This is a genomic window from Pseudarthrobacter sp. MM222, assembly GCF_947090775.1.
Lineage (GTDB): Bacteria > Actinomycetota > Actinomycetes > Actinomycetales > Micrococcaceae > Arthrobacter.
The window spans coordinates 807414-831960 of the sequence record NZ_OX352321.1 but is presented as its reverse complement, the minus strand read 5'-3'; the positions used below and the strand labels follow the sequence as shown (position 1 = coordinate 831960).

Below are 24547 nucleotides of genomic sequence, written 5' to 3'. Positions count from 1 at the left end.
CACCAAAAATCATCCCCAGGGGGTACGGCCGCCGCGGGGACGGCCCGGCACCGCTGCTCTCCCTGCAGGGAGAGCCTCGGGGCCGGTCGCCGGTTACCGTGCGAGGCTCTATTGTCTGCGGTGCCGGCCGTGCGTTGCGATGTAATCCGCCGCCGCACGCTGCAGCTTCCGCTCCTTGGCGAGCCGGCGGCGCAGGGCGGTCAGCTCGGCGCTGACTCCTGCCTGCTCGGCGCTGACACGTCCCTGCTCGGCGGCAATGTCACGCTGGACCGCCGTCTGCTGCTGAACGGCCCGCAGGGCAGCAGACAGCTGGAGCTGTTGTTCGGCCAGCAGTTTCTGGGTCTGAAGCAGCACCGGGACGACGTCGGCTGCTTCCGCACCAGCCTCCGCCAGCATCGTGCGTGCCCGGGTCCGGGCACCGTCGCGGTCTGCCGTCCGGGTCTCGCCGGCACGCTGGCGGCTGAGGACCTCGATGAACTCCCGGTCCAGATCGACGATCCCGGTTCCCGGAACGTGGCTGCTTCCCGCCGGTGCCGCAGCACCGGCGGAGGTGTCCGACCCGGCACCCGTGTCCGGCCCGGCACCCGGGGCGGTGCCGGCGGCGGTGCCCGGCCCGGCACCCGAAACGGGGCCGGCACCGGTCATGGGCGACGCCGTTGCGGACTCCGGCTGGATGTCCACGGTGCGCCGCAGCGGCTGCTCCTTGATGAAGAGGATCGCGACGAGCGCCACGATCCCGATGACCGCCGAGATCAGGAAGATCTCCGCCGTCGCGTCACCGTACGCGGCCCGCATGATGTCCCGGACCGGGGCGGGCATGTCCTGGAGGTCCAGGCTGGCGCCGGCTGATCCGCCGGCGACGGGAATCCCGGCGGTGGCGAGGCCTGCTGTGGCAAGTTCCTTGACGCGGTTGCCGAGGATGGCGCCGAGCACCGAGACGCCGATGGCGCCGCCGACCGAGCGGAAGAAGGCAACGGAGGCGCTGGCGGTGCCGATGTCGGTCGCCCGGACGGTGTTCTGCACGGCCAGGACCAGGTTCTGCATCAGCAGCCCGAGGCCGAGACCGAGGATCCCGGTGTAGAGGCCGGTGAGCCAGAGTTCAGTGGTGTGGTCGATGGTCCCGGCCAGGCCGAGCCCACCGATCAGCAGGACCGCGCCGGCGACAAGGTAGCGCTTCCATTTTCCGGTGCGGCTGATGAGCTGCCCGGACAAGACCGAGCCGATGAGGTTGCCGGCGATCATCGGCAGGGTCAGCAGGCCGGCTTCGGTGGGGGAAGCGCCGCGGGCAACCTGGAAGTACTGGCCCAGGAACGTGGAAGAACCGAACATGCCGACGCCGACGGCGACCGAGGCCAGGATGGCCAGGGCGGTGGTCCGCTCCGAGATGATTTTCAGCGGAATGATGGGCTGCGCGACCCGCGATTCCACCACGACGAGCAGCGCGAGGAGCCCCACCCCGCCGCCGACCATGGCGGCGGTCTGCCAGGACCACCAGTCGTAGTACTCAGGGTTGCCGGCGAAGGAGACCCAGATCAGGAGCAGGCTCACGCCGGAGGTGAGCAGAACGGAACCGAGCCAGTCGATCTTCGCCGGGCGCTTGATGTGCGGAATCTTAAGAGTGATCTGCAGCAGGATCAGGGCGACGACGGCCAGCGGGACGCAGACGAAGAACGTCCAGCGCCAGCCGAGCGGGCTGTCCACGATGAAGCCGCCAAGCAGCGGGCCGCCAGCGGTACCCACGGCCATGACGCCGCCCATGTAGCCGGAGTATTTCCCGCGGTCCCGCGGCGGAATGATGGAACCGATGATGGCCTGGGCCAGGGCGGTCAGCCCGCCCATGGCGATGCCCTGGATGACGCGGGCGATGAGCAGCAGCGGAATGGTCTCGGACAGGCCCGCCATGACGGAGCCGGCCACAAAGATCACGATGCTCAGCTGGACGAGGACTTTCTTGTCGAACAGGTCCGCCAGCTTGCCCCAGATCGGCGTCGTCGCGGCGTTGGCCAGCAGCGCCGCCGTGATGACCCAGGCGAAGTCGGTCTGGGTGCCCCTGAGCTCGGACATGATGGTCGGCAGGGCGTTGGCCACAATGGTGCTGCTCAGGATCGCGGTGAAAAACGCGGCCAGCAGCCCGGTGAGGGCCTCCATGATCTGGCGGTGGGTCATCGGGGCAGCGGGGGCGGCCGGCGGGTGCGGGACGGGGGCCGGAGACGGGGCGGGTGAGGGCCCGGTGGCGGCAGCGTGGCTTGCCATGTGTTTACTCCTCAGCAACGGTGGTCGTGGTGGTGGATCCGGCCGTCTTTGCCCGGGCTGCAGTCCGGAGGGACTCAGCAAGCTTCCTCAGGGTGCGTGCCGTTTCTTCGGCGTCGTCCTCGGTCCAGCCCTGCAGGAGCCCCTGCAGGGTGGCGGTCCGCTGGTCCTCGATGGCGCGCAGCTTCTCGATTCCGGACGGGGAGAGTGCGACCAGCTGGGCCCGCCCGTCCAAGGGATCCGGGCGGCGGACCACGAAGCCGTGCTCCTCCAGTTCGGCGATGTGCCGGCTGAGGACCGGGGCGCTGACGCCGAGCCGATCCGCGAGCTGGGTGGCCCGGGACTCGCCTTCCCCGACGAACCGCAGGACTCCCTGCAGCGCCACTCCGGTGTCCTGGCCGCGCACGTTCATCGCGGCGACGCAGCGGACGGCGCGCTGGAGGTCGAAGATCCGGTACACGAGATCGGCCGCGGTGCCTGGCTGAACTGACATGATGCACCCCTTTGATTGCTTTAGGCAACTATAACTTAAAGTAGTTACTTTGGGAAACTAATATGCCAGCGAAGGCGGAGCCTGCGCTTAAACGCCAAGCGCGAACCGGCAGCGTGAGCTGCCGATTCGCGCTCGGGTGCGTTGCTTTGGAGGGGCTCAGTCGTCCACGTGGGTAGGGGCGAACATCTTCAGCAGGGTCTCGACGACGACGACGTTCGGGCCGTCGGCGGCGAAGCCCGCCTTGAGCGCCTCCCCCACGTTCTCCGGAGCCACCCGGACGGCGGGGACGCCGAAGGCCTCGGCCAGTTTGACGAAGTCGGGGCGGGCGAGCTCCGTGGCGGTTGCCTTGCCGAAGGCTCCCACCATGTATTCACGAAGGATGCCGTAGCCGCCGTCGTCCACGATCAGCCAGGTGACCGGGACGTTGTGCTGTTTGGCGGTGGCCAGCTCGGAGATGGAGTACATCGCGGAGCCGTCGCCGGAGACGGCCAGCACCCGGGCCGAACCGCCCGGCTTGCCCGTGGTCTCGAGACCGACAGCGCCGCCGATCGCCGCGGGGAAGCCGAAGCCCAGCCCGCCGGCGCCCTGCGCGGAGTGGAACTGGCCCTCGCGGGCATCCCAGCAGCTCCAGGCCCAGTAAGCGGAGATCGTCATGTCCCAGAACGTTTGCATGTCAGCGGGCACGGCCTCGCGGATGTCTGCCATGAACTTCAGTTCCTTGGCCAGATCCTGGGACTCCAGCCGGGCCGTTACCTTGGCCAGGGTCTCCTTGACCAGGGCCTCGGGCGCGGTGCCGTGCCAGTCGGCGCGTTCGCCGTGCGGTTCAACGAGCGCCTCATTGAGGGCGGCGAGCGCCTGTCCGGCGTCGGCCCGGATGCCCAGGCCGGGGCGGTTGGATTCGAGCACGCGGGGTTCGGCGTCGATCTGGATGATCCGGCCGCGCGGTTCGAAGGTGAAGTAGTTGGACGTGACTTCGCCGAGCGAGGAGCCGATGACGATCAGCACGTCGGCGTCCTCGAGCAGGTCCGTCATGTACTGGTCCTCGATCCAGGACTGGAGTGAGAGCTCGTGGTTCCAAGGGAACGCACCGTTGCCGCCCGGGGTGCAGATCACTGGCGCGCGGAGCTTCTCGGCGATCGCGAGCAGCGACTTCTCGGCCCGGCCGCGGCGGGCGCCGCCGCCGGCGATGATCACGGGACGTTCCGCCGTCGAGAGCCACTTGACTGCTTCGCGGACCAGCTCCACCCGGGGCGGGTTGTCCGCCGCTTCGGCGAGGGCGTCCTCCACCGGGGGCACCATGATGGGGTCCAGGAGTACGTTCTGCGGGATTTCGAGCCAAACCGGACCCTGCGGTGAGGAGATCGCCTCGGTCCAGGCATCCTGGATGGCAGAGGGAATGCCGGAGGCATGCTGGATAAGCCGCTGGCTCTTGGTGACGTTCGCGGCCGAGGCCTTCTGGTCGTCAAGCTGGTGAAGCATGCCCTTGCGGCGGGCCCCGAGCCCTTCGAGCGGAATTTGGCTGGCGACCACGACCATCGGCACGCCGGTGGCGTAGGCCTCCTGCAGGCCGGCCAGCGAGGTCAGGGCGCCCGGGCCGGTGGAGAGGAACAGGACGCCTACCTCGCCGGTGGCCCGGGAGTATCCGTCGGCGGCAAAGGCCGAGTTGTTTTCCACCCGGGAGGAGACGAAGTGCAGGTTCCCGCGTCCCATGGCGTCAAACAGTCCCAGCGCATGCTGGCCCGGGATGCCGAAGACGGTTTTCGCGCCGAGCGCCTCGAGGGTTTCGACGACGAGGTCGCCGCCGTTGCGGACGCCGGTCACTGGGAGACACCGCTTTCGACGCGCTGGGGAGCAGGCGCCGCGAAACCGGCCGGACGGCGGGATTCCTGGCCGAGGGCCTGCGCGGCGTAGCCGGTGGCTGCGCCGACCCTGTCCCCCGGCACGGCGCTGTCCGCCATCAAGGTGACGAGTTCATAGGCGACGTGGCTGGCAGCGACACCCGTGATGTCGGCGTGGTCGTAGGCGGGGGCGACCTCGACGACGTCGGCGCCCACCAGGTTCATGCCGCGGAAGCCGCGGATGATTTCCAGCAGTTCGCGGCTGGTGATGCCGCCGGCTTCCGGCGTTCCGGTACCCGGTGCGTGCGCCGGATCCAGGACGTCGATGTCCACCGAGATGTAGAGGGGGCGGTTGCCGATCCGGTCCCGGACCTTGGCAACAGTCTCCAGCACGCCCTGGTAGTAGACGTCGGCAGAGGTGACGATGCCGAAGCCGAAGCGGTGGTCGTCGTCGAGGTCCTTCTTGCCGTACAGCGGGCCGCGGGTACCGATGTGGCTGATCGCCTCGGTATCCAGGATGCCTTCCTCGACGGCGCGGCGGAAAGGCGTTCCGTGGGTGTATTCGGCGCCGAAGTAGGTGTCCCAGGTGTCCAGGTGCGCGTCGAAGTGGAGCATGGCCACGGGCTGGCCGGCGCGTTCCGCGGCGGCCCGCAGCAGCGGCAGCGCAATCGTATGGTCGCCGCCAAGGGTCAGCAGTTTGCTGCCGGAGGCTGTCAGGTCCAGCGCGTTCTGCTGGATGGTCTCGATGGCATCGTTGATGTTGAAGGGGTTGACCGCCATGTCACCGGCATCGGCAACCTGGATGTTCTCGAAGGGGCTGACGTCCCACGCCGGGTTGTACGGGCGCAGCAGTCGGCTGGCTTCGCGGATGTGGTTGGACCCGAAACGGGCACCGGGCCGGTAGGAGACGCCGGAGTCGAAAGGGACCCCGACCACCGTGACGTCGGCCTTGGCCACCTGGTCCAGCCGCGGCAGGCGGGCGTAGGTGGCAGCTCCGGCGTAGCGCGGGATACGGGATGAATCGATGGGGCCAAGGTTGCCATTGGCCTCGATGCGCAGCTCTTCCAAAAGAAAGCCTCTCCTTCGAGGATTGACCGACGGGTGTGACAGCCATCATACACTCGAAGTTTCGTATTGCGCACCCTTTGTTTACATAAGCCCTGTTGGGGCAGCGCTGGCCGGTGTCCCCGTTCGGACCTGCGCCCCACCCAGAATCACTGGTATTTAACGCTGAGCAGCAGCTGTTTCAGCTCGCCGTACTGCTTTGTCGCCATCCACGCCTTCGCCGCGTCGATCGAGGGGAAGGCCGGAGTGTCGAAGAGAACGTGGGTGTCCAGGAGCCCGTTGGCCAACGGCACGTGGGTGGATCCCGAGCTCTCCGGCGAGGGCTCGAATTCGCGGCTCTTCCGGATGCCCATGTGGAACTCCGGGTGGTCGGCGAAGGAGTCGAAAGCGAAGCCGAAGTCCAGCTGCTCGCCGGACGTGTCCTTGAGGCCGGGGACCGGGGCGTTATCGAGTACGGTGCGGAGCACGGGCCCCGACGCGCCGGGGCCGTAGGCATTGCTGGTGATGGCGAGCAGTTCATTGCCGGTCTCGTCGGCCACCACCGCCAGCACAGGATCGACCCCCGGGGGCTGGTTGGCCGACGGTGCGGCCTCCTCCACCCGGACGGTCCAGTTCTTGGGATAGGAAAAGGACACATGCCCGTCGGGGAAGGTAAACGATGTGAGGGCGGCCGAGGCGTCCGGACTCGGCGTCGCCGCGGGCTTCGCGTCGTCGGACGGAGTGGCCGAAGCCGAGGCTGAGCCCGTCGAGGGGGCCGCCTTAGTCGGGGAGGACGTGGGCGTCGCGGACGAGGACGGGTCCGACTGCCCTGTCGCGGCCGAGGATGGCGCGGTGGAGCCCTGACCGGTTTGCCCCGCCTGCCCGGCCGCACCGCACGAACTGAGGCCGACGCCCGCGGCGAGCGCGGCGGAGAGGAAGACGATCCTGGACTTGTTCATTTGACCCCCGGTGGACTGAAAAGCGGACTGAAGAAGAGCTAGCGGCTCGCGGCGGGGACCAGCACCCAGAGGACCTCGACGGCGTCGTCCGTGGGGTTCACCCAGGTGTGCGGCTCCCGGCCGGGGAACGTCACGGTGTCTCCGGCGTTAAGCTCGAACTCCTCATTAGTGAGGATCAGCCGAATGGTGCCCTTGATCACGTGCAACACATCGACGTCGCAGTCCACGGCGTACAGCTCCGATTCGCCGCGGCCCCGCGGCTCGATCACCGCCTGGATGATCTGGACCCGGCGCTCCGAGCGGGCAGTCAGCAGCCGCTCGACGATCCCCTCACCGCCCAGGGAGATCCGGGGACCTTCATTCTGCTTGGTCAGGTGCGTTTCGGGGGCAGCAAAAAGGTCACCGATCGAAATGGAGAGCACCTGGCACAGCGTCACGAGCGAGGCAACGGAAGGCGAGGTCAGGTCGCGCTCGACCCGGCTGAGGAAGCCCTTGGTCAAACCGGTGGCGTCGGCCACCTGCTCGATGGTCAGCCGCTGCGACTGCCGGGCGGCACGGATCCGGGAACCGATAGCAACGGGAACATTGCTTGGTTCTACTGGTAGAGCCTTCATTGTGGAACCTTTCACGGCCGGCCGCTCGGCCCCATCATTGGAGCCATACTAGCGGGGCGGATGCCCGCCGGCGCCGGAAGTGACACCGGCACGCAATGAGTCTTGACTGTTACCCGGATCACAGCATACTCTTTTGGCAACAAGTGTTGCCTATAAGGCAAATACCGGTTCCCAAGGCGATTCACCACTGAGAACCGCCCGGGAACCACCCCACAATCCGTTATGAAGCAGCGGAACCCCGTTCGCGCTGGTATGCAGCGAAGGTTCGGCACTGCTCCGAACAGCTCCGAGGAGCCCTTTTTATGGACGCAAATTTCGTCAACATCGCCATCGTGGTGGTGTACCTGGTCGCCATGCTGGCGTTCGGGTGGTGGGGTAAATCCCGCACCAAGAACAATAGCGACTTCCTCGTCGCCGGCCGCCGGCTCGGCCCGTTCCTCTACACCGGCACCATGGCCGCCGTCGTGCTCGGCGGCGCGTCAACGGTCGGCGGTGTGGGCCTGGGCTACAAGTTCGGCATCTCCGGCATGTGGCTCGTCGTCGCGATCGGCGCGGGCGTGCTGCTGCTGAGCCTGCTTTTCGCCAGCACCATCCAGAAACTGAAGATCTACACGGTCTCGCAGATGCTGAGCCTCCGTTACGGCAGCCACGCCACCCAGACCTCCGGCATCGTGATGCTGGCGTACACCCTGATGCTGTGTGCCACGTCCACCGGCGCGTACGCCACCATCTTCGTGGTGCTGTTCGGCTGGGACCGTGCCTTGGCCATCGCCATCGGCGGCGCCATCGTCCTGGTTTACTCGACCATCGGAGGCATGTGGTCCATCACCCTCGCCGACCAGGTCCAGTTCGTGATCAAGACGGTCGGAATCTTTTTCCTGATGCTGCCCTTCACGCTCAACGCCGCCGGCGGCCTGGACGGCATCCGCGCCCGGGTGGACGCCAGCTTCTTCCAGATTGACGGCATCGGCGTCCAGACGATCATCACCTATTTCGTGGTCTACACACTGGGCCTCTTGATCGGCCAGGACATCTGGCAGCGCGTCTTCACCGCCAAGACCCCCACAGTGGCCCGCTGGGGCGGCGCCACGGCCGGTGTCTACTGCATCCTCTACGGCGCCGCCGGCGCCCTGATCGGCCTCGGGGCCCGGGTCGCACTGCCGGACATCGACGTCGCCAGCCTCGGCAAGGACGTGGTCTACGCCGAGGTGGCCACCAACCTCCTGCCGATCGGCATTGGCGGCCTCGTGCTGGCCGCGGCCGTCGCCGCCATGATGTCCACGGCGTCCGGCGCCCTGATCGCCGCCGCCACGGTGGCCCGCGCCGACGTGCTCCCGTTCGTCGCCAGCTGGTTCGGCAAGGACATCAACACCGACGATTCGGACAACCCGGAACATGACGTCAAGGCCAACCGGATGTGGGTCCTGGGCCTGGGTGTCGTGGCCATCGTCATCGCCATCATCACCAAGGACGTCGTCGCGGCGCTCACCATCGCGTACGACATCCTCGTCGGCGGTCTCCTGGTCGCCATTCTCGGCGGGCTGGTCTGGAAGCGCGGCACCGGTGTGGCCGCCGCGGCCTCAATGGCCGTCGGTTCCGTGATCACCCTAGGCACCATGATCGTCCTCGAGATCAACGCCGCGGTTCCGCTCGACGGGATCTACGCCAACGAACCGATCTACTACGGCCTGGCCGCCTCAGCGGTTGTCTACGTCGCGGTGTCCCTGCTGACCAAGCCGACGGACCCTGCGGTTATGGCGAACTGGCGCCGGCGGGTGGCCGGCGGTGCCGTCACGGAAGAAGCGGTCCCGGTACCGTCCCGCTAAGGACGCGCGCCGCTTAGGCGCTGTGTCCGGTGGAAAGTTCGACGGCGGTGCCTCCCCAACCGGGGAGGCACCGCCGTCGTCGTTCCCGAGAATGTTCTCACTCCTCTTCGTCGGGTTCGAGGAATTCGTCACCGTCCAGCGGCACCACTGTCTGCTCATCGCCGAGGAAGTCGTCCTCGTCCAGCGGAACCCGGCGTTCAGCCTCGTCGAGCAGTTCCTCCTCTTCGGTCTCCGCAGCGTCCACGGGGGCGTCATCGGCATAGTCGTACGCGGGATCCGACTCGAGGGAATCCCTGGCCGGCTGGATTGGAAGTGATCCGGTGCTGTCCATGGTGAAACCTCCATGCTCGGGCTGACGGCAATGGTTCGGGTGAACCCGCCCTGGGTTTTCATTCGAACACCGGGAACCCCGGGGGTCAAGGGTCCCCGCAGCGGCGGGGTGAGCGCCTGCCGGAGGCGCCGTGAAAGTGCGAGCTTTGCGGTCCACCTAAACTTTCCGCTGAGGATTGCCAGCCGAAAATCCGCGGAAATCCGCGGTAGGCTGGGTGGGCAATGGGGCCGAACCATGCCCTATCAAGCCCAGGAGTTTCCGTGTCTCAGCACGCCAAATCTGACCCGCACAACCCGGACCACCACGTTTCCGAACCCGCCGCCGGCCTGCCCGGCCGCGCCGGGCAGTCGGACGCTTCGCCGAGCACCGCGGACATCAAGCGGTGGCGGCAGTACCTCGCGGACGAACGTGCCGAAGCCGCCGTCTACCGGGACCTGGCGCAGAACCGCACCGGCGAGGAACGGGCCATTCTGCTCGCCCTGGCCGAGGCCGAGGGCCGCCACGAGGCACACTGGCTCACGCTGCTGGGCGACCAGGCCGGCCGGCCCCGCCCCGCGTCGCTCCGCAGCCAGTTGCTCGGCTTCCTGGCACGCCATTTCGGTTCCGTCTTCGTTCTGGCCCTCGCCCAGCGCGCCGAAAGCCGCTCGCCGTACGCCACCGACCCGTCCGCCACCCCGGCCATGGTCGCAGACGAACAGATCCACGAGGAAGTTGTCCGGGGGCTCGCCACGCGCGGCCGCAACCGCCTCGCCGGCACGTTCCGCGCGGCCGTTTTCGGGGCCAACGACGGGCTGGTCAGCAACCTTTCCCTCGTGATGGGTATGGCCGCCTCGGGGGTGGGAAGCTCCGTGGTCCTCCTCAGCGGGGTGGCCGGGCTGCTGGCCGGAGCCCTGTCGATGGGCGCCGGGGAGTTCATCTCCGTCCGCTCCCAGCGGGAACTGCTCGCCGCGACGCGCCCCACCCAGATCACCCTGGCCGCCGCGCCGTCGCTGGACATCGAGCACAATGAGCTCCTGCTCGTCTACCTTGCCCGCGGCATGTCCCGGGAAGCGGCGGAGCACCGCGTTGCCGAGCGGATGGGCCTGCTGGACTGCGACTGCGACCCCAGCCTCTCACTGCATCCCGAGCTGCCCGAGAGCCAGGACCAGCACGAGGCCGTCGGCACCGCCTGGGGGGCGGCGGCGTCGAGCTTCTGCTTCTTCGCTTCCGGCGCCATCGTGCCGATCATCCCCTTCCTCCTCGGCATGACCGGCCTCGCCGCCCTGGTGGTCTCCGCCGTGCTGGTAGGTGTGGCGCTGCTGCTCACCGGCGGAATCGTCGGACTGCTGTCCGGCACCTCCCCGACCTCCCGCGGAGTCCGGCAGCTGGCCATCGGCATGGGCGCTGCGGGTGTGACCTACCTGCTGGGGATGGCGTTCGGCGCGGTGGTCGCTTAGTGGACGGTCCTGACTTCCGGGACCGGACGCCGCGGCACAGCCGCTCACGCACCGCCTGGCGGATCTTCCGCGACCTGGCGGCCGCCGCCGTGATCGCCGGTGCCGCCTTCCTGGCCGCCGGACTCATTTACGGGGACCCCCGCTTCGTGGGGCTTTTCGAGGTTAACCGCGGCGCCGGAGCGGACGCTCGGGTGGATCCGGACACCGCCCGGCCCGCCACCGGGCAGGCCGGCCAACAACCGGGGGTTCCGGCCACCGTCCCCGGAAACGGCGCGCCCCCACCCGGGTTCGAGGAACAAGCCCGGCCGATCGGCCAGCCCGAGACACCGGCCACCGCCAGCGATTCGTACAAATTCCTCGCCACGAATGACGACGGCACGCCAGTGGGCTACTCGCCATGCCGCCCGCTGCACTATGTGGTCAACTCCGAACTCGAGCCCGAAGGCGCGGAGCGCCTCGTGGAGGACGCCATCGACTCGATGTCCCGCGCTACCGGCATCAAATTCATCAACGACGGCGCCACCACCGAGGCGCCCACCCAGTCGCGCGCGCCGTATCAAAAGGACGTCTATGGCGAGCGGTGGGCCCCGCTGCTGATCGCGTGGACCACCCCGGACCAGGCCCCGCAGCTCCGGGGCCCCGTCATCGGGACCGGAGGGAGCACACACTTCAGCTTCGGCGACGGCCCCAAAAGCTTCGTCACCGGCAGTCTGGAGCTCGACGCCCCGCAAATCACCGAGGACCTCCGCCGGGCGGCCGGCGCCGAGTATGCCACCGCCGTGATCCTGCACGAACTCGGCCATGTCATGGGGCTGGAACATGTGGATGACCCGCTGCAGCTCATGTACCCGGAGATCGGCACCCCCGACGGCCTGGCCGACGGCGACCTGAACGGCCTGCACGAGCTGGGCCGCGCCCAGTGCCGCAAGGATTTGTAGCCTTGCCCGCGTCCAGTGGCTACGCGGGCAGGACGGCGAGCGCTTCCTCCACCGTATCGACCAAAAAGATCCGGTCCGCCATCGGCCGGCCTGAGGCCAGGCTCTGCAGGAGCGGCCACGCCGGGTAGCGTTTCAGCCAGTGATCCCGCCCTACCAGCACCATCGGGGTGATGGTTTCCGGGGCGCCGTAGTAGTTTTCGCAGGCGTCCTGGAAGATCTCCTGCACCGTCCCGCCCGAGCCGGGCAGGAAGACGATGCCGCCGTGGCACAGCTCCAGCAGGATGGCTTCGCGGACGGCGTTCGCGAAGTACTTCGCGATGTGGGTGGCGAAGAAGTTCGGCGGCTCGTGCCCATAGAACCAGGTGGGGATTCCCAGCGACGGTGTACCGTCCGGATGGCGCTCGACGACGCCGGCAGCGGCGCGCGCCCACGCCGACACGGAAGGCCGGAATCCCGGGACGGCGGCCAGCGCGGCCAGCGCCTGCCGGAACTGCCGGTCCGGCGCCTCGCTGAGGTAGGCTCCCAGGTTCGCGGCCTCCATCGCCCCCGGGCCGCCGCCGGTGGCGACCACCTTGCCACTCCGTGCCAGCAGCCGGCCCAGCAGCGCGGCCTCCGCGAAGACCGGCGAACCCCGGCCGGCCGCATGGCCGCCCATCACGCCGACCATGGCGCGTCCGGCCCACATCTGGGACCGGGTCAGGTCGTCGAGGGCGTTCCCGATCGCATGGTCATGGAGGGCAGAGGCCAGCGTGGCGTCAAGGCGGTGCCGCTGGCCGGGCAGGATGCTCCACTGGTACACCTGGGCGTCCGGCGTGTCCTCGTAGCTGGAACCGGCAATGCCCGCATAGAGCTCCTGCGGTGTGTACAACTGGCCGCGGTAAGGATTGAACGGCAGCGCCTCGAGCCTGGGGAAGATCAGCGCGCCGCGGCTGCGCAGAACATCCTCCACCCCGTCGTCGAACGTGCATCCGAGGAAGATCGCACCCTGGACGTCCAGGGCCGCGAGCGGCTCCGTTCGTCCGCGCAGGTCCAGCGATTGCGCATGCCAGGCGTGCATGGTTCGCGCCCCGGCAGCGACCAGCCGGTCGAAGCGCTCGAGGGTCTCTACCTCCAGCGTGCGCGGGCTGGGGTGCAGGCTTGGGGCGGCGTTCATAGTGCCAGCCTAGACTTCGGTCCGGGCTCCGCCGGGCATGTACCTGAGCCGGGATGTCCAGGAGCCCGGGAATCCGAGGGCCCGGCGTTAATTGGAGGTGCCCCCGCCGGAAAACCGGCGGGGGCACCTTCGTGCTGGTCCCGGTCAGGAGACCTGGAGGCCGCCGTTGATGTCATACGTCGCGGCGGTGATGTAGCCCGCGTCCTGGCCGAGCAGGAAGGCGATCAGGGCCGCCACTTCCTCGCGGGTGCCGACGCGGCCCATCATGATGCCCTCGGACAGCTGTTCCTTGCGCTCATCGGTGAGGGTGCCACCCATGATGTCGGTGTCGATCGGGCCGGGGGCAATCGCATTGACCGTGATCCCGAACTCGCCGACTTCGCGGGCCAGTGCGCGGGTGAATCCGAGGATCCCGGCCTTGGTGGCGCTGTAGGCAACCTTCGAGAACGTGCCGCCGCCGCGCTGGGCGGAAATGGACGAGATGCTGACGATGCGCCCGAGCTTGCGCTCGATCATGCCCTTGAGGACCCGCTGGGACACGATGAAGGTTCCGCGCATGTTGATGGCGAACACCTTGTCCCACTCCGCCACGGTGGTTTCCATGAATGTGGTGGGCGAGCTGATTCCGGCGAGGTTTGCGAGGGCAACGATCGGCGGGAGCGAGGCTTCGATCTCCGTGATCGCCCGGTCAACGGACGCCTCGTCGGACACGTCGGCTCCGACTCCGATGGCTTTGACGGCCCGGTTGGCGCCGATCTCCGCGGCGGCAGCCTTGGCGTCCTCCGCGTTGATGTCAAGGATGGCGATGGACCATCCTTCGCTGGCCATCCGGTCGGCGGCGGCGCGGCCGATGCCGCGGGCCGACGCGGCGCCGGTGAGGACAACGGTGCGTTCGGAGGGGAACGTGCTTGCAGTCATTTTTTGGTGTTTCCTTTGCAGATCTGGGTATCAGAAGGTTTTGGCGGGCGCCGTGGCGTCGGGGGTCCCTATGACCGTGGCGGCAACTGCGGGATCCAGGGCGGCATCGCCTTCGGGGCGCCTGCGGGCGTAGAGATAGGTTGCCACGGCGGTGATGCAGAGGCAGAGGGACAGGAACAGCAGGCCGCTCTGGTTGTTGCCCGTGGCGTCGTTCAGGAGTCCGACGGCGTACGGGGCCACGAAACCGCCCAGGTTGCCCAGGGAGTTGATCAGGGCCAGGCCGGATGCAGCGGCCGCCCCTGTCAGCGCTGCCGAGGGCATGGAAAGGAACGGGGCGATGGCGCCGTAGATACCCATGGCCGAGGCCGTGAGTCCGATCATGGCCAGAATCGGGTTGACGGGCAGCAGGTATCCTGCGGCCAGCAAGCCCATCCCCGCCAGCACCATGCTGACGGCGGTATGCCAGGCACGTTTGCCGGTCCGGTCCGCGCGCTTGCTCCAGAAGTACACGAATACTGCCGCAATTGTGTAGGGGATCAACACGATGAAGCCGATCTGGGCCGTGGAGAACTTGCCCAGGGCGGAGACGATGGTGGGCATCCACAGGCCAAGGCCATAGATGCCGCAGACCAGTCCGAAGTAGAGAGCCGAGTAGGTCAGGGTGCGCTTATCCTTGAGGCCGGCCAGGAAGTTGTGGTTGCCGGCGCCGGACTTGACGGCCAGTTCCTTGTCCATGGTGGTCGCGAGCCAGTCGCGCTCGTCCGGGTTGAGCCATTTGGCATCCCGCGGGCGGTCGGTCATGAGGATGGGGGTGAGCAGGCCCAGGAGGATGGCCGGGATGCCTTCGATGATGTACAGCCACTGCCAGCCCTGCAGGCCCAGAACGCCGTCCATCTGCAGGAGCAGGCCGGAGACCGGAGCGCCGAGGGCGTTAGAGACGGGCTGGGCGAGGATGAAGATGCCGAGCACCGTCACCCGCTGCGCGGCCGGGAACCAGAGCGTCAGGTAGAAGAGGATGGCGGGGAAGAACCCGGCCTCGGCCGCCCCCAGCAGGAATCGGATGACGTAATAGGTGGTTTCACCGTTCACCAGGCACATCGCCGTGGCGAAGATGCCCCAGGTAATGAGGATGCGGGCCAACCACTTGCGGGCGCCGAACCGGTACATTCCGGCGTTGCTTGGGACCTCGAGGAGCGCGTAGCCGAGGAAGAAAATTCCGGCGCCGAGTCCGTAAGCGGCGGCGTTAAGGCCGATGTCCTCGCTCATGGTGAGTTTGGCGAAGCCCACGTTATTGCGGTCAAGGTAGGCGACGAAGTAGAGCAGGACAATCAGCGGCATGACGCGGCGGCGGACCTTGCGGAGCGTACGCTCACCCAGTTCGCCGAGTCCTGCGGACTTTAAGGAGTGTGAAGTCATCTTCGACCTTCTGTCTAACGGAGGCCGGCACCTGTGATGGTGTCCGGAAATCCGTAGGGATATTTTGGGAGGCTCAGCCGGCTGGAACTGAATCCGTAGTTGAGTCAGATGTCTGACATCTGACGGCAAAGCATGAGAGAAAGCATAGAAGAGTGATGTGGATTACGTCAAGCCCCTGCTGCTGGGGGTTCGCGCCGTCAGGATGCTGCGTGGTGGACGTAACGCTCGTAGTCCCGGTACGTCTGGTCCATGTGTTCGTCCATGGCGCGGCGGGCCTGCTCGGCGTCGCCGCTGAGGATGCTGTCCATGACCTTTTGGTGGAATTCAATGGCGTGCAGTTGGATCTCCTCGACGGCTGACGTCTCGCGCCGCTTCGCGTAAAGAAGCTGACCCAGCTGCACGAACAACGCCCGGATAAAAGGATTGCCGGAGGCCTTCAGGACAGCGTCATGGAAGCCGATGTCCGCTGCCACGAAGGCATCCAGGTCGCCGGAATCATGGAAGCGCTTCATGTCCGCGATGCACTCCCGCATCAGCTGGGCATGCTCAGGGGTGTGGCGTTTGGCGGCCAGCGCGGCCGCCCCGGTTTCCACCATGCGGCGCATTTCGATGAGCCCCACGGCAACCTGCTCCGCTCCGCTGCCGTGCGAAGCGGCCTTGAAAATTGCGTCCAGCCCGGTCCAGTTGTCGGACGGATTCACGAAGGTTCCGCGGCCGGCTTTCACGTAGAGGATGTTCTGCGCCCGCAAGGCCTTCAACGCTTCGCGCACCGTGAGGCGGCTGACGTCGTACGCCTTGGCGATGTCTGCCTCGGGCGGAATGGCCTCGTGGGGCTGCAGTTTGCCGTCCAGGATGTCGGCGAGCAGGCCGTCGACGAGGTCGTCGACGAGTGTCCTGCGGCCCATCGCGGTTCCCACCTTCAATCTTGCTTGTTGCTCCCGTTGCCATCCACATTACAGAAGCAGCGGGAGGGACCGGCACCTTCTAGCGGCACGGCCCGGCGGCACGGCCTGGCGGTACCGCCCGGCGGCACGGCCCGGCGGCACGGCCCGGAGCAGCTCCCTGGCGTCAGGAAACCTGGGCGTTGTCGGAATCGCGGCCGGAGTCCGCAAGGTAGGCCTCCAGCTTGGCCAGGGTCTTTTCCAGGTTGGCAGGGTGCCGGCGCAGATAGCCCGCGAGCCGCAGCAGGAACTTGCCGCGGACCTGGCGGGCGTCCCACTGTTCGGTGACCATAGTGCCGGCCCTGCCGGCGTCGTCCGTGGCGGGCTCCAGGAGGTAGCGCCAGACGTGTCCGTAGAAGTGCCGCCAGGCGATGCGGCGGCCTTCCTCGAACTCGCAGACCGTGTTGAGGATCTTGTAGTCCACCCGCATGTTCATCTCCATGCCGAACTTCGCCCCGAGGGCCAGCCGCTCGGGGCCGCGGGGCTGGGCGCCCTTGACGGTGTCCGAGCCATCAATCGCGCTGTGCAGCGCCGGGGTGGCAAGCAGCTCGAAAATGGCTTCCGGAGCGGCCGCGATGAAGCGGCTGCGGGACACGAGGTATCTGTTGGTCATCCGGCAATCCTAGACCTGCGTCGTGATCCAGAAGTTGTGTTGCAGAATAAAGCATGCAGACTCCGCCCCTCCCCCGCAGCAGCCGGCCCCGCATCGGCATTCCCGTCCGCCTCAGCAGCTCCACGGACGCGGATCCGAGGGTTGCGGAGGCCAACGCCCTCTTCGACTACATCGTAGATCTGGTACGCGACGGCGGCGGTGAACCGGTAGTGCTCACCGCACCGGACGAGCCGCTCGAGGCGCTCGACGGCGTCGTCCTTCCGGGCGGCGGCGACCTGGACCCGCGGCTCTACGGCGAGGAGCCCGGCGGGGCGTGTTACGACGTCAGCCGCGCCCAGGACGAACTGGACCTGGCCGTGGCACGGTTGTCGATCGATGCCGGGCTGCCGGTGCTCGGCGTCTGCCGGGGTCACCAGTTGCTCAACGTCCTCTACGGCGGCACGCTGATCCAGGACATGGATCCGGGTACGGTGGCGCACCGGGAGCCCGAACCCGTGGACGGAGCCGGCCCGTGGGCCTGGCACGAGGTGGAGGTGCAGGGCGGCACCAAGGTTGCCGGACTGTACGGCGGCGGGGGCAACGGCGCCGCCGAGGTCACGGTCAAGATTGCCTCCGACCACCACCAGGCCGTGGCCAGGGTCGGCGAAGGACTCGTGGTGACGGCGGTCGCCGGGGACGGTACCATCGAGGCGCTGGAGGACCCGGAGCGCTGGGTGGCGTCCGTGCAGTGGCACCCCGAGGCCCGGGAACTCCCGGCCGAAGAACGGCTGGCCCCGTTCCGGGCCTTTGTCGAGATCTGCCGGAGCCATGGAATGGAGCGCATCTTCTCCTGACATCCCCAGCAGTCCCCTGCTACTATCAACTTAGGCAGTATGTCCTATCAAGCGAACATGCGCCGGACAAATGACTGATGGCCCCACCGGGCTCCGGTCCGGGGCACAAGGGAGCGCTTCAACAGTGGTTATTCAAAAAGTGGCTAATCCGCTAAATCTCAGCATCGACCGGTCCTCCCCCGTGCCGCTCTACCACCAGGTGGTCCAGGGCATCGAGGCCGCGATCCACGGTGGCGTACTGCCGCCCGGCAGCCGGCTCGACAACGAGATCGACCTTGCGGCCCAGCTGAACCTCTCCCGCCCCACCATGCGCAAGGCCATGGACGAACTGGTCCGCTCGGGCCTGCTGGTGCGCAAGCGCGGCGTCGGCACCCAGGTGGTCTCCAGCCAGGTGCGCCGCCCGCTCGAACTCTCCAGCCTCTTCGATGACCTCAGCAACAACGGCAGCAAGCCCACCACCGAGGTGCTGAGCTTCTCCCACGATGAGGCCGACGCCGCCACCCGGGCCGCACTCCAGCTCCCGGCCGGCGCCAAGGTTTACCACTTCACCCGGCTCCGGAAGGTTGGCGGAAAACCGCTGGCCCTGATGGAAAACTGGGTGCGCGATGACATCACCACCATCGACGAGGCGCTCCTGGGCTCACAAGGCCTCTACGGGATCCTCCGCAACGGCGGCGTGAACTTCCGGCTCGCCTCTCAGCGGATCGGCGCCATGATCGCCAACGACTACCAGGCCCCCCTGCTGGAAACCACCCCGGGCTCCGCCCTCGTCACCATGGAGCGCACCGCGGTCGACGACACCGGGCGCCAGGTGGAGACCGGCCACCACGTCTACCGCGCGGATTCCTACAGCTTCGAAATGACACTGGTCCAAAGATAAGAGTCCAGACTTCGGCGCCGGGCGACGGCGGTTGCCGTTGGGCGTTGCGCGCTCCGCCGTCGTGATCACCTCCACCCCCCCGTAACCACCCGCGCCTTCCTCCGGCGCGACAACGAAAGGGCAGAACTCATGGCCAACTGGGTCTATCCGCTCGGCACCGCCGCCCAAGGCGAATGGGACGTCTCCCTGGGCACGTCCGATTCCGCGCTGGAGGTGGAGGGCTGGGCCCACACCGGGTTGAAGGTCGCCACGCTGGGTGCCGCGGCCGCCGTCGATCTTCCCGCCGCGGACGAGGAACGCATTGTGGTTCCGCTCAACGGTTCTTTCACAGTGTCCGTCGACGGCGAGGACTACCGGCTGGCCGGCCGGGACAGCGTCTTCAACGGTCCCAGCGACGTCCTCTACACGGGGACCGGCAAGTCCGTGATCATCAGTTCGGTCGACGGCGGACGCGTCGCCGTGGCCACCGCCCCGGCCAAAGCCTCCTACCCGACCCGCCTCATCACGGCCTCGGAGACTCCGGTTGAACTTCGCGGTGCCGGCAACTGCTCCCGCCAGGTCCACAATTTCGGCACGCCCGCGGCGCTGGAAGCGGACCGGTTCATCGTCTGCGAGGTCCTCACGCCGGCGGGCAACTGGTCCTCCTATCCCCCGCACAAGCATGACGAGGAGACGGACGGCGAGACCAGCCTGGAAGAGATCTACTACTTCGAGACCCGGGTTGCCCCCGGCGCCCCGGCCCGGCCGGGAAGTGACGATGCGATCGGCTACCAGCGCGTCTACGCCTCGGATGAGCGGCCCATCGATGTCTCCGCGGAAGTGCGCACCGGCGACGTCGTACTGGTGCCCTACGGCTGGCACGGCCCGGCAATGGCTGCCCCCGGCTACGACATGTACTACCTCAACGTGATGGCGGGGCCCGGCCCGGTCCGGAACTGGCTCATCAGCGACGACCCGCACCACGGCTGGATCCGGCAGACCTGGACGGGCCAGGACATCGACCCGCGGCTGCCGTTCGGCGCCTGACGCGGCACGGTCGGACGCAGACGACAGAAACCCCCGGGGCCCTTGTGAACTGGTCCCCGGGGGTTTCTTGCGCTGCTAGGTACCCGCTTAGCGGGCGACGGTCTGGACCACCCGGACCGGCACGCCGGTCGCGAGGGATTCCTGGGCGGCGTCCGCCACCCGGGAGGCGGCCACGGCATCCTCCGGGGTGCAGGGGTTTTCCCGGCGGCCCAGGATCAACTCGATGAAGGCGGCCAGCTCCGAGCGGTAGGCCTGGTGGAACCGCTCGGCGAAGGTCCGGTGCGGTTCTCCGGCCGGGAACGGAATCCCGGCCTCCGCCGAGGCAAGCGCCGTCTTGTCGTCCAGCCCGACCATCAGCGAACGGCGGGACCCCTGGATTTCCAGTCTCACGTCGTGGCCCGCCCCGTTGTACCGCGTGGCCGAGACGGTTCCCACGGTGCCGTCGTCGAACGTCACGAGCGCGAGGGCCGTGTCCACATCGCCGGCTTCTTCGATGGCGGGGTCCCCGTTGTTGGAGCCCCTCGCGTACACCTCGACGATTTCGCGGCCCGTGAGCCAGCGCAGGATGTCGAAATCGTGGACCGAGCAGTCCCGGAACAGTCCGCCGGAGCTGGCCAGGAACTCGACCGGCGGCGGTGCCATGTCGCACGTGACGGCGCGGAGCGAGTGGATCCAGCCCAGTTCCCCGGCCTGGTAGGCGCGTCGGGCTTCCTGGTAGCCGGCGTCGAAGCGGCGCTGGTGGCCGATCTGGACGACGCCTTGGCGGTCACGGATGTAGTCGAGGACGGGCAGGGCGTCTGCCACATTCAGGGCCACGGGCTTCTCGCAGAAGACCGGGATTCCGGCGTCCACTCCGGCCTTGATCAGGTCCGGGTGGGTTCCGGTTCCCGTGGCGATGACGAGTCCGTCCAGCCCGGAAGCGAGCAGCGCCTCCACGGTGGGCAGGAATTCGGCGCCGAGCCCGGCGGCGATGGCCCGGGCATGGTCTTGGGCGACGTCGGTGAGCCGGAGCCGGACGTTGATGCCCTGCGGGTTCAGGACGTCGTTAAGCCCGGCGATGTTGTTGGCATGCATGACGCCGATCCGCCCCACCCCGACCAGTCCGAGGATTACGTCTTTCATGCTTCTACTCCCGCGCGTAGTGCGGGCACGGTGAATGCGGCCCGGAAAGCTTCCAGCGCGGCAAAGCTGTCGCCGCTGGCCCACGCTTCCATGCCCACAGTGCCGTCGTAGCCTGCCGCCGCGAGTGCCTTCGCGACCGCCGCGTAGTTGATTTCCCCGGTCCCGGGTTCGCAGCGTCCCGGAACGTCGGCCACCTGGATCTCGCCGAGGTGCGGCATGGCGGTCCGAACCAGTTCAATGAGGTTCCCCTCCCCCAACTGGGCGTGATACAGGTCCAGCATGAGTTTCACATTGGGATGGCCGGCAGCTGCCACGAGCGCCACGGTGTCCTTAGCCCGGGCAAGCGGGATGCCGGGGTGGTCGAGCACGGTGTTGAGGTTCTCCAGGCAAAAGGTCACCCCGTACTTCTCGCCGAGCCGGCCGAGCCGTTCGAGGGTCTGCGCCCCCGTGCTCCACATGTGTCCGTTGGACCGGTAGACGGGACGGGCCGCCTTTCCATCGATGAGTTCGGCCGGGTGCACCACCATCCGGCTCACGCCGAGCTCCAGGGCGGTGGGGATCAGGGACTCCGCCGTCCGCACCACCTCATCGGCCGTGTCCGGGTCCACCAGGCTGCCGGCGGTGTAGCCCGTCATGGAGGAAAACACCGCCCCGGTGGCCTTCAGGGCAGCGAGGTCCTTGGTCCGCGAGTCCCAGAGTTCGACGTCGAAGCCGGCCTCGTGGATCCGGCGCACGCGCTCAGTGAACGGGAGGTCGGTGAAAACCATCTCCGCGCATACGGCAAGGCGCATCAGAGGACAGCCGCCTCGTTGACGGCCACCGTGTTGACGGCCACTGGAGTCCCACGTTTGACCGATTCGATGCAGGCCAGCGCGACGGCCAGTGCACGCCGGGCATCCGCTGCCCCGGGCGTGAGTGTGTAGCCGGCCGACGGAGGCGTCAAGCCGCTCCGCCGCGCGCGCACGGCGTCGGTGAAGTCGACAAGTTCGTCCGTGTAGGCCTGCCGGAAGAGCTCGACATTGAGCCGTGGGGTGTGCGCCGACATCCCCTCGGCGGTGTACCGGCGGGCGGCGGTTTCGGTGGCGCGCCCGGCCTGCACCATGCCCTTGGAACCGAAAACCTCCCCGCGGATGTCGTAGCCGTAGAGGGCGCTGAAGCTTGCCTCGGCGACGGCGATGGCACCGTTGCTGTAGCGGACGGTCACGACGGCCGTGTCCAGGAAGCCCTGGTCCCGCAGCCCGGGCTCCACGAGCGCATCGGCGATGGCGTAGACCTCCACCGGCTCGGCCCCTTCGTTGAACCAGTTCAGGGTGTCGAAATCGTGGATCAGGGTTTCCAGGAAGACGGTCCACGCCGGAACCCGGGCGGCGTGCGGAATGCTGCCCGTGCCCGGATCCCGGGTCAGCGAGCGCAGCAGTTGCGGCGTCCCGACAGTTCCGGAGGCGAGGTCCTTCTTGGCAACCTGGAAGTCCTCCGCGTACCGGCGGTTGAAGCCCACCTGGAAGTGCACCCCGGCTGCCTCCACGGCGGCCAGGGCGGCGTCGAGCTCGTCGAGCCCGAGTCCGGCCGGCTTCTCGCAGAACACGTGCTTTCCGGCGCGGGCGGCCTGGCCAATCAGGGACGAGTGGAAGCGGGCAGGGCTCGCAATGATCACGGCGTCGATCTCCGGATCGGCGAGGATGTCGGCGGCGTCGGCCGTCACCTTGCCGGCGCCCAGGGCGGCTGCCAGCGCGGTGGCGGACTCAAGGTTGGGATCCGCGATGGCCGCGAGGTCGGCGCTTGGGACGCGGCGGGCGATGCTCTCGGCGTGGAAGGCGCCCATCCAGCCGGAGCCGATCAGTCCGATCCGTACGGGCAGGGCGGCGTCGGACGGGTTGCGGTTCAGGTAAGCCAAAGGCTTGTCCTTTCAAGAATCGGGTCGGCTGCTACTTGTAGGTTTTGCCGGTTGTCTGGGCCACGCCGGCGACTTCGCTCTGGACTTCCTTGACGATGTCTCCGTGGCCGCCGAGTTGTTCGAGTTCGTGCGCGAGTTCGGCGAGTTCAGCGCCGCCGGCCATTTGCGCGGTGAGCTCGTCGAGGGTGATGTCCTTCTTGTCGTAGTAACCGATCGATTTGCCGCGCTTGAGCAGCAGGAACCGGTCGCCCACGGGGAAGGCGTGGTGCGGATTGTGGGTGATGAAGATGACCCCGAGGCCGCGGTCGCGGGCCTGCAGGATGTAGCGGAGCACCACGCCGGACTGCTTGACGCCCAGGGCCGCGGTGGGCTCGTCCAGGATCAGGACCTTCGCGCCGAAGTACACGGCCCGGGCGATCGCGACGCACTGGCGTTCACCGCCGGAGAGCTGGCCGATGGGCTGCTCCACGTCGCGGAGGTCGATGCCCATCTCGGCGAGTTCCTTGAGTGTGATCTCCTTCATCTTCTCGACGTCCATGCTTTTGAACGGGCCGAAGCCGGAAGTGAGCTCCGAGCCGAGGAAGAAGTTCCGCCAGATCGGCATCAGGGGCACCACGGCGAGGTCCTGGTAGACGGTGGCGATGCCGGCGTCCAGGGCGTCGCGGGGCGAGGAGAATTTCCGTTCCTCGCCCATGATGTTCAGGATCCCGGCGTCGTGCTGGTGCAGGCCGGCGATGATCTTGATAAGGGTGGATTTGCCGGCGCCGTTGTCGCCCAGCACGCAGGTGACGCGGCCGTTGTCCACGGCCATGGTGACATCGGACAGGGCGATGATGTTGCCGTAGTGCTTGCCGACCCCTTCCAGGGAGAGCAGGTGAACCGGGGTGTGGGTAAGGGGATCTTTTTCGTGCTGGAGCAGCGTTTGCTGGTCGATCTCGTTGGCATTCATTTCTCTGGCCCCTTTACTTGAGTTCCGCGCGGCGCTTGACGATGAGGTTGACGATGGTGGCCAGCAGCAGCATCAGGCCCAGGAAGAACTTGAACCAGTCCGGGTTCCACTGCGCGTAGACGATGCCCTTGTTGGCCATGCCGAAGATGAACGCGCCGATCGCGCCGCCGATCGCGGAGCCGTAGCCGCCGGTCAGGAGGCAGCCGCCGATGACCGCGGCGATGATGTAAAGGAATTCGTTGCCCACACCCTCACCGGACTGCACTGCATCGAACGCGAAGAGGTTGTGCATGCCCAGGATCCAGCCGCAGAAACCCACGCCCATGAAGAGACCGATCTTGGTGGCCTTGACCGGCACGCCCACGGCGCGGGCCGCGTTCTCGTCGCCGCCGACGGCGAAGATCCAGTTCCCCACCTTGGTCCGCATCAGCACCCAGGTGGCCACCGCGACCAGCGCGAACCAGATGAACACCGTGATTTTGACGTCAACGCCGGCAATCCTCACCGAGGAGGCAAACACCGCCTGCGCGGACTTGAAACCGTCCATGTTCGAAATCGAGGGGGAGGACACCCCGCCGCCGATCAGCCGGGTCAGGCCCAGGTTCAGGCCGGTCAGCATCAGGAAGGTGGCCAGGGTGACGATGAAGCTGGGCAGCTTGGTCTTCATCAGGATCCAGCCGTTGATGTAGCCGATGCCCACCGACACCAGCAGCGCCAGGCCGACACCGACCCAGACGTTCGTGCTGAAGTACCAGCTGAACATGGACGCCGTCAGCGCCGAGGAGATCACGGCGACACCGGTGGAAAGGTCGAACTCCCCGCCAATCATCAGCAAGGACACCCCCACGGCCATGATCCCGATCGTGGAGGAACCGTACAGCACGGTCGCGAAGGCATTCGGCTGGGTAAACGTCGGGGAAACCAACGCGAAGAAGACGAACAGGACGATTGCGCCCACCAGGGCACCGATCTCAGGCCGGCCGAGGAGTTTCTGGAACGGACTGCGCCTGGCGACACGCTCATCGGCCGCAGCCGACCTTGTCTTTGTCTTTGTTGTCTGGGTGATGGTCATG

At 67.5% G+C, this 24547-nt stretch carries 23 protein-coding genes; 6 read left to right on the top strand and 17 right to left on the bottom strand.

The window, feature by feature from the left end; translation table 11 throughout:
• Positions 1-108 precede the first annotated feature (108 nt).
• From OM977_RS03970 to OM977_RS03945, 6 genes are all read right to left on the bottom strand, one after another.
• Positions 109-2253 carry an MFS transporter gene (locus OM977_RS03970; protein ID WP_442960695.1) on the bottom strand — a complete coding sequence of 715 codons (2145 nt, stop codon included), beginning with the start codon at positions 2251-2253 and terminating at the stop codon, positions 109-111.
• Positions 2254-2257: 4 nt separating this feature from the next.
• On the bottom strand, positions 2258-2743 hold the full coding sequence (locus OM977_RS03965) for a MarR family winged helix-turn-helix transcriptional regulator (RefSeq protein ID WP_264356241.1): 486 nt from the start codon (positions 2741-2743) through the stop codon (positions 2258-2260).
• Between the two features lie 156 nt (positions 2744-2899).
• Positions 2900-4564, bottom strand: coding sequence for a thiamine pyrophosphate-binding protein (locus tag OM977_RS03960; RefSeq protein WP_264356240.1), 1665 nt, complete (start codon positions 4562-4564; stop codon positions 2900-2902).
• Positions 4561-5649: an agmatinase gene (gene speB, locus OM977_RS03955; protein ID WP_264356239.1), complete on the bottom strand. Its 1089-nt coding sequence runs from the start codon at positions 5647-5649 to the stop codon at positions 4561-4563. Before speB ends, OM977_RS03960 begins: the two co-directional genes overlap by 4 nt.
• A gap of 146 nt (positions 5650-5795) precedes the next feature.
• On the bottom strand, positions 5796-6584 hold the full coding sequence (locus OM977_RS03950) for a hypothetical protein (protein WP_264356238.1): 789 nt from the start codon (positions 6582-6584) through the stop codon (positions 5796-5798).
• A 38-nt stretch (positions 6585-6622) separates the two neighbouring features.
• Complete coding sequence (locus OM977_RS03945; protein WP_264356237.1) at positions 6623-7198, bottom strand: helix-turn-helix domain-containing protein; 576 nt, start codon at positions 7196-7198, stop codon at positions 6623-6625.
• A gap of 302 nt (positions 7199-7500) precedes the next feature.
• On the opposite strand from OM977_RS03945, the gene OM977_RS03940 reads away from it, so the two are divergent.
• Positions 7501-9024: a sodium:solute symporter gene (locus OM977_RS03940; protein WP_264356236.1), complete on the top strand. Its 1524-nt coding sequence runs from the start codon at positions 7501-7503 to the stop codon at positions 9022-9024.
• A gap of 97 nt (positions 9025-9121) precedes the next feature.
• On the opposite strand, the gene OM977_RS03935 is transcribed toward OM977_RS03940, so the two are convergent.
• On the bottom strand, positions 9122-9355 hold the full coding sequence (locus OM977_RS03935; protein ID WP_264356235.1) for a hypothetical protein: 234 nt from the start codon (positions 9353-9355) through the stop codon (positions 9122-9124).
• Positions 9356-9615: 260 nt separating this feature from the next.
• On the opposite strand from OM977_RS03935, the gene OM977_RS03930 reads away from it, so the two are divergent.
• Both OM977_RS03930 and OM977_RS03925 read left to right on the top strand, forming a co-directional pair.
• Complete coding sequence (locus tag OM977_RS03930; RefSeq protein ID WP_442960694.1) at positions 9616-10791, top strand: VIT1/CCC1 transporter family protein; 1176 nt, start codon at positions 9616-9618, stop codon at positions 10789-10791.
• Positions 10791-11729: a matrixin family metalloprotease gene (locus OM977_RS03925; protein ID WP_264356234.1), complete on the top strand. Its 939-nt coding sequence runs from the start codon at positions 10791-10793 to the stop codon at positions 11727-11729. The genes OM977_RS03930 and OM977_RS03925 overlap by 1 nt, the downstream gene beginning before the upstream one ends.
• Before the next feature lie 19 nt (positions 11730-11748).
• On the opposite strand, the gene OM977_RS03920 is transcribed toward OM977_RS03925, so the two are convergent.
• The 5 genes from OM977_RS03920 to OM977_RS03900 all read right to left on the bottom strand — a co-directional run bounded on the left by OM977_RS03920 (position 11749) and on the right by OM977_RS03900 (position 16770).
• Positions 11749-12882: an LOG family protein gene (locus OM977_RS03920; protein ID WP_264356233.1), complete on the bottom strand. Its 1134-nt coding sequence runs from the start codon at positions 12880-12882 to the stop codon at positions 11749-11751.
• A gap of 144 nt (positions 12883-13026) precedes the next feature.
• Positions 13027-13800: an SDR family NAD(P)-dependent oxidoreductase gene (locus OM977_RS03915; RefSeq protein WP_264356232.1), complete on the bottom strand. Its 774-nt coding sequence runs from the start codon at positions 13798-13800 to the stop codon at positions 13027-13029.
• A gap of 30 nt (positions 13801-13830) precedes the next feature.
• Entirely contained in the window at positions 13831-15216 is a 1386-nt protein-coding gene (locus tag OM977_RS03910) for an MFS transporter (RefSeq protein ID WP_264356231.1), read from the bottom strand.
• A 197-nt stretch (positions 15217-15413) separates the two neighbouring features.
• Positions 15414-16121 carry a FadR/GntR family transcriptional regulator gene (locus tag OM977_RS03905; protein WP_264356230.1) on the bottom strand — a complete coding sequence of 236 codons (708 nt, stop codon included), beginning with the start codon at positions 16119-16121 and terminating at the stop codon, positions 15414-15416.
• A 163-nt stretch (positions 16122-16284) separates the two neighbouring features.
• Positions 16285-16770 (bottom strand): SRPBCC family protein, encoded by a 486-nt coding sequence (locus tag OM977_RS03900; protein ID WP_264356229.1) that lies wholly within the window; start codon positions 16768-16770, stop codon positions 16285-16287.
• Positions 16771-16823: 53 nt separating this feature from the next.
• On the opposite strand from OM977_RS03900, the gene OM977_RS03895 reads away from it, so the two are divergent.
• The 3 genes from OM977_RS03895 (at position 16824) to iolB (ending at position 19509) form a co-directional block, all read left to right on the top strand.
• Positions 16824-17603, top strand: a complete 780-nt coding sequence (locus OM977_RS03895) for a gamma-glutamyl-gamma-aminobutyrate hydrolase family protein (RefSeq protein WP_264356228.1) — start codon at positions 16824-16826, stop codon at positions 17601-17603.
• 139 nt (positions 17604-17742) lie between these two features.
• Complete coding sequence (locus tag OM977_RS03890) at positions 17743-18483, top strand: GntR family transcriptional regulator (protein WP_264356227.1); 741 nt, start codon at positions 17743-17745, stop codon at positions 18481-18483.
• A gap of 129 nt (positions 18484-18612) precedes the next feature.
• Positions 18613-19509 (top strand): 5-deoxy-glucuronate isomerase, encoded by an 897-nt coding sequence (iolB, locus tag OM977_RS03885; RefSeq protein ID WP_264356226.1) that lies wholly within the window; start codon positions 18613-18615, stop codon positions 19507-19509.
• Positions 19510-19596: 87 nt separating this feature from the next.
• Here the strand turns inward: iolB and OM977_RS03880 are convergent, their stop codons facing one another.
• From OM977_RS03880 to OM977_RS03860, 5 genes are read right to left on the bottom strand one after another with little or no spacing between them, the layout of a single operon-like run.
• Positions 19597-20631: a Gfo/Idh/MocA family oxidoreductase gene (locus tag OM977_RS03880; RefSeq protein ID WP_264356225.1), complete on the bottom strand. Its 1035-nt coding sequence runs from the start codon at positions 20629-20631 to the stop codon at positions 19597-19599.
• A complete protein-coding gene (locus OM977_RS03875; RefSeq protein WP_264356224.1) occupies positions 20628-21422 on the bottom strand; it encodes a TIM barrel protein in 795 nt (264 codons plus the stop codon). Before OM977_RS03875 ends, OM977_RS03880 begins: the two co-directional genes overlap by 4 nt.
• The gene (locus tag OM977_RS03870) at positions 21422-22525 is read right to left on the bottom strand and encodes a Gfo/Idh/MocA family oxidoreductase (RefSeq protein ID WP_264356223.1); all 1104 of its coding nucleotides are present in this window, start codon (positions 22523-22525) and stop codon (positions 21422-21424) included. Before OM977_RS03870 ends, OM977_RS03875 begins: the two co-directional genes overlap by 1 nt.
• 31 nt (positions 22526-22556) lie before the next feature.
• Positions 22557-23474 (bottom strand): ATP-binding cassette domain-containing protein, encoded by a 918-nt coding sequence (locus OM977_RS03865; RefSeq protein ID WP_264356222.1) that lies wholly within the window; start codon positions 23472-23474, stop codon positions 22557-22559.
• Positions 23475-23487: 13 nt separating this feature from the next.
• Positions 23488-24546, bottom strand: a complete 1059-nt coding sequence (locus OM977_RS03860) for an ABC transporter permease (protein WP_264356221.1) — start codon at positions 24544-24546, stop codon at positions 23488-23490.
• Position 24547: the final 1 nt, after the last annotated feature.